The organism is Janthinobacterium sp. SUN033, assembly GCF_030397595.1.
Classification (GTDB): Bacteria; Pseudomonadota; Gammaproteobacteria; order Burkholderiales; family Burkholderiaceae_D; genus Janthinobacterium; species Janthinobacterium kumbetense.
The window spans coordinates 1-14,889 of the sequence record NZ_JAPQNV010000002.1 but is presented as its reverse complement, the minus strand read 5'-3'; the positions used below and the strand labels follow the sequence as shown (position 1 = coordinate 14,889).

General features: G+C 65.0%; 7 protein-coding genes. 6 read left to right on the top strand and 1 reads right to left on the bottom strand.

Annotated features, from left to right (window positions below):
- The first annotated feature begins 327 nt into the window (after nt 1-327).
- The 6 genes from OX460_RS08605 (at nt 328) to OX460_RS08580 (ending at nt 14,331) form a co-directional block, all read left to right on the top strand.
- Entirely contained in the window at nt 328-1,686 is a 1,359-nt protein-coding gene (locus OX460_RS08605; protein ID WP_289898433.1) for an efflux RND transporter periplasmic adaptor subunit, read from the top strand.
- On the top strand, nt 1,683-4,802 hold the full coding sequence (locus tag OX460_RS08600; RefSeq protein ID WP_289898432.1) for an efflux RND transporter permease subunit: 3,120 nt from the start codon (nt 1,683-1,685) through the stop codon (nt 4,800-4,802). The genes OX460_RS08605 and OX460_RS08600 overlap by 4 nt, the downstream gene beginning before the upstream one ends.
- Nucleotides 4,799-8,053 (top strand): efflux RND transporter permease subunit, encoded by a 3,255-nt coding sequence (locus tag OX460_RS08595; protein WP_289898431.1) that lies wholly within the window; start codon nt 4,799-4,801, stop codon nt 8,051-8,053. Before OX460_RS08600 ends, OX460_RS08595 begins: the two co-directional genes overlap by 4 nt.
- The gene (locus tag OX460_RS08590; RefSeq protein WP_289898430.1) at nt 8,050-9,480 is read left to right on the top strand and encodes an efflux transporter outer membrane subunit; all 1,431 of its coding nucleotides are present in this window, start codon (nt 8,050-8,052) and stop codon (nt 9,478-9,480) included. The genes OX460_RS08595 and OX460_RS08590 overlap by 4 nt, the downstream gene beginning before the upstream one ends.
- Nucleotides 9,481-9,619: 139 nt before the next feature.
- On the top strand, nt 9,620-12,214 hold the full coding sequence (locus tag OX460_RS08585) for a chemotaxis protein CheB (protein ID WP_289898429.1): 2,595 nt from the start codon (nt 9,620-9,622) through the stop codon (nt 12,212-12,214).
- Nucleotides 12,211-14,331 carry a PAS domain S-box protein gene (locus OX460_RS08580; RefSeq protein WP_257218935.1) on the top strand — a complete coding sequence of 707 codons (2,121 nt, stop codon included), beginning with the start codon at nt 12,211-12,213 and terminating at the stop codon, nt 14,329-14,331. Before OX460_RS08585 ends, OX460_RS08580 begins: the two co-directional genes overlap by 4 nt.
- Before the next feature lie 28 nt (nt 14,332-14,359).
- Here OX460_RS08580 and OX460_RS08575 read toward each other — a convergent pair.
- A partial coding sequence (locus OX460_RS08575; RefSeq protein WP_289898428.1) for an IS1595 family transposase occupies nt 14,360-14,889 on the bottom strand: 530 nt, incomplete at its 5' end.

The following is a 14,889-nucleotide window of genomic DNA, read 5'->3' as shown; positions in this document are numbered from 1 at the left end:
CGCGCGCCGCCGGCGCCGGGGCGCGACGCCCCGCAAGCCTGATTCTTCCACCGTTCCCCCACAGGGGCGGCGTGCCTGCCGGCCCGCCTGATCCTTCCATGCCTGCCAGGCTGTGTGTAATTGTTTCAAGTAGAAATGAAACAGTTACATGACTATGCTAGAGTCGTTTCACGCTAGGGAGCGATGTTTTTTCAGCTGACTTTCAGCTCTTGACTCCCCCGGCTTTGTACCGAAACAACCCCGAAAAACGGTTGTCCGGCCTGAGTGTGTTCCACCTCGGCCGGCGCCACAGACTCGCCGTGCCAGCGGCCTAGACAAGGATAAGCGATGGATTCGCAGACTACACCCAACACCCCGCGGCGCAGCCGCCGTTCGAAAATCGTCGGCACGGTCATCGCGCTGGCCGTGATGGCTGCGCTGGGGGGCGGTGCCTGGTACCTGACCCATTCGGGCGTCAGCGCGCAGCCCGGCGCCGGTGGCCCCGGAGGGCCGGGAGGCCCGGGCGGGCGCCGCGGCGGCCCCTCGACCACCGTGGGCGTGGCCACGGCCGTGAAATCCGACTTGCCCGTGGTGCTCGATGCGCTGGGCACGGTGACGGCCGCGTCCACCGTGACGGTGCGCCCGCAAGTGTCGGGCATTTTGAAGGAGTTGAAATTCAAGGAAGGCGGCATGGTCAAGGCGGGCCAGGTGGTGGCGCAGATCGACCCGGCCCAGTTCGAGATGGCGCTGATGCAGGCCACGGGCCAGCGCCAGCGCGATGAAGCGCAGCTGGAAAACGCGCGCCTGACCCTGAAACGCTATCAAACCCTGCTGGGCCAGGATTCCATCGCCCGCCAGGATGTCGACACGCAGGCCGCCCTGGTCAAACAGTTGGAAGGTACCGTGATGACGGACCGCGCCGCCGAAGGCACGGCCAGGCTGAACCTGGGCTACACCAAGGTGGTGTCGCCGATCAGCGGCCGCGCGGGCTTGAAGGTGGTCGATATCGGCAACCTGGTGAGCACCAGCGACACGGGCGGCGTGGTGGTGGTGACGCAGCTGTCGCCCATCGACGTGGAATTTTCCGTGCCGCAGGATAAGGTGCAGACCATCCAGGAACGCCTGAATGGCGGCACGGCCCTGGCGGCGCTGGCGCTGGACCGCACGCGCACGCATACCCTGGACAAGGGCAGCCTGACGGCGCTCGACAACCAGGTCGACGTGCAGACGGGCACCGTGCGCGCCAAGGCCCGCTACACGAACGACAAGATGGCCCTGTTCCCCAGCCAGTTCGTCAACGTGCGCCTGGAACTGGGCAACATCACGGGCGCCGTGCTGGTGCCCGTGACGGCCTTGCGCCACAGCAACAACGGCGACTTCGTGTATGTGCTGAAAGCGGACAAGACCGTTACCGTGCGCATGGTCACGCGGGGCCAGGCGACCACCGACATGGTGGAAATCCGCGCTGGCCTGGAAGCGGGAGAGCAAGTCATCACGGAAGGCGCCGACCGCCTGAAGGAAGGCGCGAAAGTCACCCTGGCGGGCGACAAGCCTGCCATGGGCGGCGCCGGTGCCGCCGGGGCGAACGGCGAACGCCGCCACCGCCGCCAGCACGCTGACGGCGCGGCCAGCGCCTCGGCGTCCGCATCGGCATCCGCGCCAGCCGCAGTGCCAGCTACTGCGCCGGCGAAGGGCGCAGCGCAATGAGTCCATCGACTCCCTTCATCAAGCGCCCCGTCGCCACGGCGCTGCTGATGCTGGCCATCGTGCTGGCGGGGCTGGTTGGCTTCAAGTTCCTGCCGCTGGCCGCCTTGCCGCAGGTGGACTTCCCCACCATCCAGGTGCAGACCCTGTACCCGGGCGCCAGTCCCGAAGTCATGGGACAGACCGTGACGGCGCCGCTGGAGCGCCAGTTCGGGCAGATGTCGGGCTTGCAGCGCATGAGTTCCACCAGCGCGGCCGGCGTCTCCCTCATCACCCTGCAATTCACGCTGGGCCAGACCCTGGACGTGGCCGAGCAGGAAGTGCAGGCGGCCATCAACGCGGGCGGCTCGCTGTTGCCCACCGACTTGCCGGCGCCGCCCGTGTACGCGAAGATCAACCCGGCCGACGCGCCCGTGCTGACCCTGGCGATTACCTCGGACACGATGCCGCTGACGCAGGTGCAAAACATCGTCAACACGCGCCTGGCGCTGAAAATCAGCCAGGTCAATGGCGTGGGCCTCGTGTCGCTGTCGGGCGGCCAGCGTCCCGCCGTGCGCATCCAGGGCGACACCAAATTGCTGGCCTCGTACGGCCTGGGTCTCGACAGCCTGCGCACGGCCATCGCGGCGGCCAACGTCAACAGCGCCAAGGGCAGTTTCGACGGCCCCACGCGCTCCTTCACCATCAACGCGAACGATCAACTCGTGACGGCGGAAGACTACAAGCGCCTGATCATCACCTATAAAAACGGCGCGCCCGTGCGCCTGTCCGACGTGGCCAATGTCGTCGACAGCGCGGAAAACACGCGCCTGGGCGCCTGGTCCGGCAAGCAGCCGGCCATCATTCTGAACGTGCAGCGCCAGCCCGGCGCCAACGTCATCAAGACGGTCGACGCCATCAAGGCCCTGCTGCCCGACCTGCAGGCCAGCCTGCCGGCGGCCATGAAGCTCGAAGTGCTGAGCGACCGCACGACGGGCATCCGCGCTTCCGTCGAACACGTGGAAATGGAACTGCTGCTATCCGTGCTGCTGGTGGTGCTGGTGATCTTCGCCTTCCTGCACAGCATGCGCGCCACCGTGATCGCCAGCCTGTCCGTGCCGATTTCGCTGATCGGCGCCTGCGGCGTCATGTATCTGCTCGGCTACAGCCTGAACAACCTGTCCCTGATGGCGCTGACGATCGCCACGGGCTTCGTCGTCGATGACGCCATCGTCATGATCGAAAACATCGCCCGCTACATCGAGGAGGGCGAAACGCCGATGGCCGCCGCCCTGAAAGGCGCGTCGCAGATCGGCTTTACCATCATCTCGCTGACGGTCTCCCTGATCGCCGTGCTCATTCCCCTGCTGTTCATGGGCGACGTGGTGGGCCGCTTGTTCCGCGAATTCGCCATGACCCTGGCCATCACGATCCTGATTTCCGCCGTGGTCTCGCTCACCCTGGTGCCGATGATGTCGGCGCGCTGGCTGAAGAGCCACGCCGATGAAAAGATCAGCGCCACGGGCCAGCGCATCCAGGCGTTCCTCGACAAGGTGATCGTGCAGTACGACCATGCCCTCGTGTGGGTCTTGAAACGCCAGGGCCTGACCTTGCTCGTCGCCCTGGCCACCTTGCTGCTGACCGTCATCCTGTACATCACGATTCCGAAAGGCCTGTTCCCCACGCAGGACACGGGCCAGCTGCAGGCGCGCATCGAAACCTCGCAAGCCGTCTCGTACGAGCGCATGGCCACCTTGCAGCAGGCAGCCGCCAGCGCGCTGCTGGAAGACCCCGCTGTCGATACCTTGAGTTCCCTCGTCGGCGTCGATGCGGCCAACAATACCATGCTGCACACGGGTAGCATGCTGATCAATCTCAAGCGTCCGCGCAGCGGCAGCCAGGACGAGATCATGGAGCGCCTGCGCGACCGCGTGGCGAAGGTGGCCGGCGTGACCCTGTATCTGCAGCCGACGCAGGATCTGACCATCGATGCGGAATCGGGGCCGACGCAGTACCGCGTCTCGCTCGAAGGGGCCGACACGGCCACCGTCACCGAGTGGGCCGGCAAGCTGGCGGCGCGCATGCGCGAAAAAACGCAGCTGCGCAACGTCGTCACGGACGCGGGCGCCACGGGCGCCGCCGTGACGGTCGCCATCGACCGCGACAGCGCCGCGCGCATGTCCGTCACCACGGCTACCGTCGATGATGCGCTGTACAACGCCTTCGGCCAGCGCATCATTTCGACGATTTTCACGGAAACCAACCAGTACCGCGTGATCCTCGAAGCGCAGCCGGGCATCGTCACGACGCCGTCCGACCTGTCGGACCTGCAGGTGCGCACGGGTTCCGGCAAGTCGACGCCGCTGTCCGCTTTTGCCAGCGTCAGCGAAAAACAGGCGCCGCTGCAAATCACGCACGTGGCGCAATACCCGGCCACGACGCTGGGCTTTGATGCGACGCAAGGCGTGGCCCTGGGCAGCGCCGTCGACGCCATCCGCCAGGCGGCGAAAGACATCGCCTTGCCGCCATCGGTGACCTTGACCTTCCTCGGCGCGGCCGGCGCGTATGAAAACTCGCTGTCGAACCAGCTGTGGCTCATTCTGGCCGCCGTCGTCTGCGTGTACATCGTGCTGGGCGTGCTGTACGAAAGCTACATCCACCCGCTGACGATTTTGTCGACCCTGCCGTCGGCCGGCGTGGGCGCCTTGCTGGCGCTGATGATTTCCGGGCAAGACCTGGGCGTGATCGGCATCATCGGCATCATCCTCCTGATCGGCATCGTCAAGAAGAACGCCATCATGATGATCGACTTCGCCATCGAAGCCGAGCGCGATGAAGGGAAAAGCCCGCAGGAAGCCATCCACCAGGCGGCGCTGCTGCGCTTCCGCCCGATTTTGATGACGACCCTGGCGGCCCTGTTCGCGGCCGTGCCGCTGATGCTGGGCTGGGGCGAGGGCGCCGAGTTGCGCCGTCCGCTGGGCCTGGCCATCTTCGGCGGCTTGATCGTCAGCCAGGTGCTGACCCTGTTTACCACGCCCGTCATCTACCTGGGCTTCGACCGCCTGGGCCAGCGCTTTGCGCGCAAGACGCCCGCGGTGAACCTGGACAAGCCGGCCGATAACGCGGGGAGCGCCGCGTGAACCTGTCCGAACCGTTCGTCAAGCGCCCCATCGCCACCGTGCTGCTGACCATCGGCATCGCGCTGGCCGGGATCGGCGCCTTCTTCGTGCTGCCCGTCTCGCCGCTGCCGCAGGTCGATTATCCGACCATTTCCGTCAGCGCCAGCCTGCCCGGCGCCAGCCCCGCGACCATGGCCACGTCGGTGGCCACGCCGCTGGAACGGCGCCTGGGCGTGATTTCGGGCGTGAACGAGATGACGTCGTCGTCGGGCACGGGCTCGGCGCGCATCAATCTGCAGTTCGACTTGAACCGCAAGATCGATTCGGCCGCGCGCGAAGTGCAGGCAGCGATTGCCGCTTCGCGCGTGGACTTGCCGGCCACCCTGCGCAGCAACCCGACCTACCGCAAGGCCAATCCGTCCGACGCGCCCGTGATCATCCTGGCGCTGACGTCGAAAACGCGCACGCCGGGCCAGATCTACGACGCCGTGTCGAACCTGGTGCAGCAGAAAGTGGCGCAAGTGAAGGGGGTGGGCGACGTGGAACTGGGCGGCGGCTCGCTGCCGGCCGTGCGCGTGGAATTGCTGCCGTACCAGCTCAATCACTATGCCGTATCGATGGAAGACGTGCGCGCGGCCATCCAGGCCAGCAACGCCAACCGCCCGAAAGGGGCGATTTCCGGCGACGAGCGCAGCCTGCAGATCTATTCGGGCGCGGCGACGGCGTCGGGCGGGCGCAGCGCCGCCGATTACCGCAGCCTGGTGGTGGCCTGGCGCGACGGCGCCGCCATCCGCCTCGACGACGTGGCCGAAGTGGTCGACGGCGTGGAAAACAGCAATACCCTGGGCCTGTTCAATGGCGACCCGGCCGTCATCGTGCTGATCACGCGCCAGCCCGGCGCCAACGTCATCGCCACGGTGGACGGCGTGCGCGCGCTGCTGCCGCAACTGCAGGCGCAGCTGCCCGGCGACATCAAGCTGCAGGTGGCGTCCGACAGCACCAATTCCATCCGCTCGTCCCTGCACGAGATCGAGTTCACGCTGATCCTGTCCATCGTGCTCGTCGTGCTGGTGGTCAGCGCCTTTTTGCGCAGCGTGCGCGCCACCATCATCCCCGCCGTGGCCACCATCGTCTCGCTGCTGGGCACTTTCGGCGTGATGTACATGCTGGGATTTTCGCTAAATAACCTTTCCTTGATGGCGCTCACGGTGGCCACGGGCTTTGTCGTCGATGATGCCATCGTGGTGCTGGAAAATACGCAGCGCCACATCGAGGCGGGCATGGACCGTTTCAAGGCGGCCCTGCTGGGCGCGCGCGAAGTGGGCTTTACGGTGCTGTCGATCAGCCTGTCGCTGGTGGCCGTCTTCATCCCGCTGCTGTTCATGGGCGGCCAGGTGGGGCGGCTGTTCCGCGAATTCGCCGTGACCCTGTCGGCCGCCGTGATGATTTCGCTCGTCATCTCGCTCACCACCACGCCGATGATGTGCGCCTGGCTGCTGAAGAGCGGCGAGCAGCACAAGCCGCCAGGCGTCGTCGCGCGCTGGTTCGAGCGGGGTTTCGAGCGCATGCTGAACGTGTATGAACACTGCCTGGACTGGGCCTTGTCGAGCGCCGCTCTCGTGATGACGATCCTCGTGTTCGTCGTCGGCCTGAACGTGTACCTGTTCGCGGCCGCGCCCAAGGGCTTCTTCCCGCAGCAGGACACGGGCCAGATCAATGGCGGCATGCGCGCCGACCAGAGCATCTCGTTCCAGGCCATGCAGGCCAAATTGCGCCAGCTGGTCGACATCATCAAGGACGATCCGGCCGTCGCCACCGTCGTCGGGTTCACGGGCGGCGGCAGGGCGGGGGGCGGCTTCATGTTCATCGACTTGAAGCCGGCCTCGCAGCGCACGGACAAGGGGCAAGCTGTGATCGCCCGCCTGCGCCCGCAACTGGCCAAGGTGACGGGCATTTCGCTGTTCCTCAACCCCGTGCAGGATTTGCGCATGGGCGGGCGCTCCAGCAATTCCACGTACCAGTACACCCTGATCAGCGACAACCAGGCGGACTTGAAGAAATGGGCGGCGAAACTGGCCGACCAGATGAAGCTGCAGCCAGCCCTGATCGACGTGGACACGGACCAGGCGGAAAATGGCGTGGAAACGTTTGTCAGCATCGACAAGGACCGCGCCACGCAGCTGGGCGTGCAGGTGAAGGATATCGACAATGCGCTGTACAACAGCTTCGGCCAGCGCCAGGTGGCGACCATCTACGATGAGCTGAACCAGTATCACGTAATCATGGAAGTGGCGCCCCGCTACGCGCAAAGCCCGGAAGCGCTGCGCTCCGTGTACGTGCCCGCGTCGAATGCGGCCGCCGTCGCCGCCACCGGGACGACGGCCGCCAGCACCGCCGCGGCCAGCACCAGCGTGGCGGCGACGACGTCCAATACGACGGCGGCGCGCGACCCGTCCAGCGGCTCGGCCTTGAGCACCACCCTGGCGAAGATGGTGCCGCTGTCGTCGTTCAGCAGCTTCGCGGAAAGCTCGACGGCGACGTCGATCAACCACCAGGGCGGCGAACTGGCCACCACCGTGTCGTTCAACCTGGCCGACGGCTATCCGCTCAGCGACGGCCAGGCTGCCGTGGCCCAGGCGGAGTCGGAAATCGGCATGCCGGTGAACGTGCGCGGCAGCTTCCAGGGTTCGGCGAAGAGCGCGCAGGACAGCAACAAGGAGCAGCCGCTGCTGATCCTGGCGGCCATCGTGGTGATCTACATCGTGCTGGGCATCCTGTACGAAAGCCTGATCCATCCCGTCACCGTGCTGTCGACCTTGCCGTCGGCGGGGGTGGGCGCCGTGCTGGCACTGCTGCTGTTCCGCATGGAGTTTTCCATCATCGCCCTGATCGGCGTGTTCCTGTTGATCGGTATCGTCAAGAAAAATGCTATATTGATCATCGACTTCGCGCTGGAGGCCGAGCGTTCGCGCGGGCTGACAGCTGTGGAAGCGGTGCGCGAGGCTTGTTTGCTGCGTTTCCGCCCCATTCTGATGACCACCCTGGCGGCGGCGCTTGGCGCCTTGCCGCTGGCGATCGGTTTCGGCGAGGGGTCAGAGCTACGCCAGCCCTTGGGGGTCGCCATCATCGGCGGCCTGATTGCCAGCCAGTTACTCACATTGCTGACCACCCCGGTGGTCTACATCCTGCTCGACAAGCTGCGCACGCGCAGCGCCGACGAGCAGCAATTGAGCCGCATTCCTGGGCCAGATAACCCGAGCACACAATCATGAAGCAAGTAAAACCTATCGTATCGACCGTCCCTGCACGCCACCTGCTGGCACTGGGCGTGGCTACCGCCGTCCTCCTGCTGGCCGGCTGCGCCGTCAGCCCCGCGTATGAAACGCCGACGGCCGCCGCGCCGCAAACGTTCAAGGAGGCGGCCGGCTGGCAGCCTGCCGTGCCGGCCGACACCCTGGAGCGGGGACCGTGGTGGACCCTGTTCGGCGACGCGCAATTGAACCAGCTGGCCGAAGGCATCGACATCTCGAACCAGAACGTGGCCGCCGCCATCGCTTCCTACGAGCAGGCGCGCGCGCTGGTGCGCGAACAGCGCGCCTCGCTGTTCCCCACCGTGAACCTGACGGGCAGCGGCGCCCGCTCGGGCGGCGGGGGCGAGCAGCAGACCAACAACAACTTCAAGGCCGCCATCGGCGCGTCGTGGGAACCGGACGTGTGGGGCAAGCTGCGCGCCGGCGTGACGGGGGCGGACGCCAGCGCCAGTGCCAGTGCGGCCGACCTGGCCGCCGCCCGCCTGTCGGCGCAGGGCGAACTGGCCACCAATTACTTTTCGCTGCGCCAGAGCGATGCGCAGATCGCGCTGCTGAATGCCACCATCGATGGCTACAAGCGCGTGCTTGACATCACCAGCAACCGCTTCAATTCGGGCATCGCCGCCAAGTCCGACCTGCTGCAGGCGCAGACGCAGCTGGCCAATGCGCAGATCGACCTGTCCAGCCAGACGCGTTCACGCGCGCAGCTGGAACATGCGATCGCGATACTTTTGGGCCGCGCGCCGTCCGACTTCAGCCTGGCCGTGGCGCCGTGGACCCTGACCGTGCCCGAAGTGCCGTTGGGCGTGCCGTCGACGCTGCTGCAGCGCCGTCCCGACATCGCCGCCGCCGAGCGCCGGGTGGCCGTGGCCAACGAGCAGATCGGCATCGCCCGTTCCGCGTATTACCCGAGCCTGAACCTGACGGGTTCCTACGGTTCCGGCGCCAGCAAGGTGGGCGACCTGTTCAATGCCTCATCGAGCCTGTGGTCGCTGGGCGTGTCGGCCGCGCAAACCCTGTTCAACGCGGGCGCCACCACGGCCAGCGTGGATGCGGCCAAGGCGGGACACGAGGCGGCCGTGGCGCGCTACCGCCAGACGGTATTGAGTGCCTTTGGCGCCGTGGAAGACCAGTTGTCGGCCACGCGCGCGCTGGCCGAACAGCTGGCCCTGCGCCAGCAGGCGTCATCCGCCGCCGACCAGGTCGAGCAGCAGATGCTGAACCGCTACAACGCGGGCCAGGTCGGCTATACGGACGTGGTGACGGCGCAAGTGACGGCCCTGTCGGCGCGCCGTTCGCTGGTGCAGGCGCAGGCGGACCGCCAGACGACGGCCGTGGCCCTGATCCAGTCGCTGGGCGGCGGCTGGCACGTGCCGCAGGCGCAGTAAAGGGGACGGCTAGGGGGCAGCCTGGCGCAGGGAAAAGCCCTGCGCCAAATTCGTGTTTTGCCGCGCATCTTGAGTGCTAGAATGCAAGATTATCAATTCCCAGCCTGACGCTTTGGCCGTGGCTGCACTCTTGCAGAAGATGACACGCAGTAAACACAGCAATGCTTCCGTCCCTGAAGTGGCCACCATCGTTTTCCCCGTGGTGGCCATCGGCGCATCCGCCGGCGGACTCGATCCCATCGTTGCCTTCCTGGCGAACGTGCCGCAGGAGAGCGGGATTGCCTATGTGGTGATCCAGCATCTTGATCCCACGCAAAAGGCCATGCTGCCGGAACTGCTGCAGCGCGCCACCAGCATCCCCGTCACGGAAATCACGCACCAGGCGGAGTTGCGGCCCAACCATATCTATGTGATACCGTCGAATGCCGACCTGGGCTTGTCCAAGGGGCGTTTCGTGCTCAGCGAACCGGTGCAGCTGCGCGGGCACCGCTTGCCCATCAACACCTTTTTCGAAAGCCTCGCAAGCGAACTGGGCGAACTGGCCGTGGGCGTGATTTTTTCCGGCATGGGCAACGATGGCACGCGCGGCTTGCAGGCGATCAAGCAGGCAGGGGGCCTGACCCTGGCCCAGCATCCGGACACGGCCAAGTTCGACATGATGCCGCAAAGCGCGATTGCCGCGGAAGTGGTGGACCTGGTCGACTTTCCCGACAAGATGCCGGACAAGATCATCACCTATCTGTTCCGCAGCAGCTTCCTCAGCTTGCCGGGCCATGAACCGAACGGGCGAAATTCCTTGCAGGAAATTGTCGCCTTGCTGTCCGAACACACGGGCAACAGTTTTACGGATTACAAGATCAACACGGTGCTGCGGCGCATCGAGCGGCGCATGAGCTTGTATCAAATGACGTCGATGGAAGAATACGTGCCGTACTTGCGCGCCAATCCCACCGAAATCGACTTGCTGTTCAAGGAATTGCTGATCGGCGTGACGAGTTTCTTCCGCGACCCGAAAGTGTGGGAATACCTGAAGATGGTCGCCTTGCCGCAATTGCTGGCGGCCCATCCGGACGGACGCGCGTTCAAGGCCTGGGTGCCCGCCTGCTCCACGGGCGAGGAAGCGTATTCGCTGGCCATGGTGTTCCATGAAGTGGTGGCCAGCATCAATCCGCCGTCGAAGTACAGTCTGCAGATCTTCGCCACCGACCTGTCGGCCGACGCCATCGACCGCGCGCGCCAGGGACGCTTTCCGCACAGCATCAGCAGCGACGTGTCGGCCGAACGCCTCGGGCGTTTCTTCTTGCGCGACAAGAACGATTATCACGTGAAAAAAGAGATACGCAACACGATCATCTTTGCCCAGCAAAACATCATTTCGGACCCGCCGTTCACCAAGCTCGACATCCTGTGCTGCCGCAATTTGTTGATTTATCTCAATGCCAAGCTGCAGCAGCGTTTGATACCCCTGTTTCATTACGCCTTGAACCGCGACGGGATTTTGCTGCTAGGCAGCGCCGACACGCCCGGTCATTTTTCCGACCTGTTTTCACCGCTGACCACGTCGACCCGGCTGTACCGCCGCCTCGACAACCTGGCGCGTCAGCGCCTGCCCACGTATTTCCCCACCAAGGTATCGTTGGCATCCCCCCCTACACCTAGCGACACGAGAGAAGTCAGCATGACTGGAAAGATTCAATCCCATGTCGAGCAATTATTGCTCCAGAAATATTCACCGGCTGCCGCGCTGCTGAACCAGGATGGCGACATCCTGTACATCAACGGGCGCACGGGCGCCTTCCTCGAACCGGCAGCCGGCAAGGCCAACTGGAATATCCATGCGATGGCGCGCGAAGGCTTGCGCTACGAGCTGGCTGGCCTCATCAAGGAAGCCTTGCAGAGCGAGAGGGTGGTGCGCCTGAAGGGGCTGGTGGTCAAGGATCACCTGGGACAGTCGCTGGGCGTCGACCTGAGTGCGGAAGCGCTGAGCCAGCCTGAATCCTTGCGCGGCATGGTGTTTGTCACGTTTGCCAGCGCGCCGCTGGTGGCCGAGGCGCGCCGCGGCCGCTCGCCGAACCCCAAGGTGCTGGAACTGGAACAGCAACTGGCGCAGGCGCGCAATGAAATCCAGGCCGTGCGCGACGAGATGCAGACGTCGCGCGAGGAACTCAAATCGGCCAACGAAGAACTGCAGTCGACCAATGAAGAGCTGCAATCGACGAACGAGGAGCTGACCACGTCGAAGGAAGAGATGCAGTCGCTCAACGAAGAGTTGTACACGGTCAATGCCGAGCTGCAATCGAAGGTCGATGATTTGTCGCTGGTCAATAGCGACATGAAGAATCTGCTCAATAGTACCGATATCGCCACCATTTTCCTCGACAGCGACCTGCGCATCCGCCGCTTCACGGCGCCGGCCACGCAAATCTATAAGCTGATCCAGACGGACTTGCGCCGTCCGCTCAGCGACATCGTCAACGACCTCGATTATCCGGGCCTGGAAGACGATGCGCTGGAAGTGATCCGCAGCCTGGTGTTTTGCGAGCGGCAAGTGGAAACCAAGACGGGGCGCTGGTACAACGTGCGCATCATGCCGTACCGCACGATCGAAAATGTGATCGATGGCGTGGTGGTGACCTTCATCAACATTACAGAGTCGAAACTGCTGGAAGCCCAGCTGCGCCAGATCCAGTCCGGCGCCGTGGCCGGCGGCAGTAGCGGCGAGCACGCGTCATGAGCGAACCATTCGACGGCAGCGCGCCGGCCCGCCTGAGAGAGCAGGCGGAGCAATTGGCCGCGGAGCAGCGCCAGCCCGTGCCGCAGTCGAATGAAGACGTGATGCGTCAGTTGCATGAGTTGCAGGTCAGCCAGATCGAGCTGGAAATGCAGAGCGCGGCCCTGGCCGAGCTGGAACAGCTGAAAAACGAATTTGAAAGCAGCCGCGACCGTTATGCGCAGCTGTATGAACAGGCGCCCGTCAGTTACTTTTCGCTGGCGCGCGAAGGCGTGATCACGCGTGTCAACGTGGCGGCCTGCGGCTTGTTGCAACGTGATAAGAACCGGCTGCTGGGACGGCGTTTCGAGCAATTCGTCGCCCCCCAGGCGCAGGGCGGCTTCCGGCGCTTCCTCGACGCCGTCTTCACCGGCGGCGCGCGCCAGGTGCTCGAAGCGCCGCTGTTCGAAGGCGAAGCGGGCGGCATGTGCGGCATGGTGCGCATCGAAGCCAATTACGATGCGGACAGCGCCACGGCGCGCATGCTGGTGACGGACCTGGGCGACGAGCACGCGCGCGAATCGGCCTTGCGGCGGGCCTTCGTGATACTCGACAGCATACGCGAAGGCGTGCTGGTGACGGACAGCGCCAACCGCATCATTTCCGTCAACCCCGCGTTCACCACCATCACCGGCTACCAGGCGGAGGAAGCCATCGGCCGCGATCCGTCCTTCCTCGGCGGCGGCACGCATCTGCCGCATTTTTATGAAGCCATGTGGCGCAGCCTGCACCAGGATGGCAGCTGGTATGGCGAACTGGTGAACCGGCGCAAGAATGGCGAGCGCTTCGTCGAATCGCTGTCGATCACGCCGATGCGCAGCCCGGATGGCGCGATCAGCCATTTTGTCGGCGTGTTTTCCGATATCACCGAGCGCAAGCTGGCCGAGGCGGACTTGCGCGAACTGCACCGCGAGCTGGACCAGCGGGTGGTCGACCGCACGGCCGAATTGCTGCGGGCCAACCAGCACCTGCAGCTGGAAGTGCACCAGCGCGAGCGGGCGCAGGAAGCCTTGCGCGATGCCGAGCGCTTCTTTCACGCCACCATCGATTCCCTGACGGACCGGGTGCTGGTGCTGGACCGGTCGGGCCGCGTCGTGCATGCCAACCAGGCTTGCCTGGCCTTCGTCGGGCAAACGCCGCAGCCGCTGCACTACCTGGAATTTTGCGACACGGACCCGCGCTGGCAGCGCAGCGCCGGGCGCGAGCTGGCCGCCGGCATCCGCTCCGTCATCGCCGGCAACGCGGACACGTTTGCGCTCGAGTATGAGTTTGCCACGCGCTCGGGTCCCCGCTGGTCGCAGGCCAGGATCAGTCGTTTCCTCGGCGAAGGGCCGCTGCGCGTGGTGGTGGCGCATACGGACATCACCGAACGCAAGCTGATGGATGGCGCCCTGCGCCAGTCGCATGCGCAGCTGCGCCAGCTGGCGCTGCACCTGGAAACGGCCAAGGAAGACGAGCGCAAGCGCATTTCGCGCGATATCCACGATGAACTGGGGCAAAACCTGCTGGCGCTGCGCATCGATATTTCCATGCTCAGCGCGCGCACGGAAGGCTCCCATCCGCGCCTGCACCGCCGGGTCGGCGCCGTGCTCAGCAACGTCGACACCACCATCAAGAGCGTGCGCGGCATCATGAACGAGCTGCGCCCGATGGCGCTGGACCTGGGCTTGCAAGCCGCCATCGAATGGCAGGTGGGCGACTTCCGCAAGCGCAGCGGCGTCGCTTGCCAGCTGCTGATACGCGACGAGGCATTGTTTTCCGCCATCGGCAGCCAGGTCGAGATCGTGCTGTTCCGCATCGTGCAGGAAGCGCTCAGCAACGTCATGCGCCATGCCCAGGCCAGCCAGGTCGAGATCGAACTCAGTTCGGATGCCTGCGCCGTGTACGTGGCCATCAGCGACAACGGCATCGGCATCACGCCGCAGCAGCAGCGCAAGAAGCAGTGCTTTGGCCTGATCGGCATCGCCGAGCGCGTGACGGCGCTGGGCGGGCAGTTCGAGGTCGGTGTGCCGGCCTCGGGCGCCGGTTGCCGGCTGGCCCTGCAGATCCCCTTGCAGGGGACGGGACGGCCGGCCGCCTGATACAGAAATTGCAATGGGATAATTTTGGCTATGTCACCGTCAAATGTGGGAATGCTCCCAGCGTTGCTTTCAATAACGTTTCTGGTGAGCGGATACGCCTGGCGTCGAGTATCCAGCGCCAGCCCAGGTAATTCGGCAGGTAGCGCGTCGCCACGCCGCGAAAGGGCCGCAGCCAGTCCCGCAGACGGCTGTGATACGCATTGACGTTCTGCACATGCGCGGCGCCCTGCACACGGATGCCGGCGCGCAAGTTGACGGCCTGGTGGCTGATGCCCGCTTCCCTGGCAAACGCCCGGTAGGCGGCATGGCCATCCGTTACCAGCAGGACATCCTTATCGATGACGGGCAACAAACAGCGGTGCAGCTGTGCCTTCGTCAACGCCCCTTTGCCAGCGACGAAATCGAGGGTCTGGCCTGTACGATCGCGCGCCACCGGGATACAGACCTGCTCATCGGAAATACCGCGCTGGCGGGCATGGCCGCCCCGGCGGCGGGCCGGACGCGTCATCTGCCTGGATCCTTTTTCCGATTCCAGCACATATAACTCGTCCGCCTCGG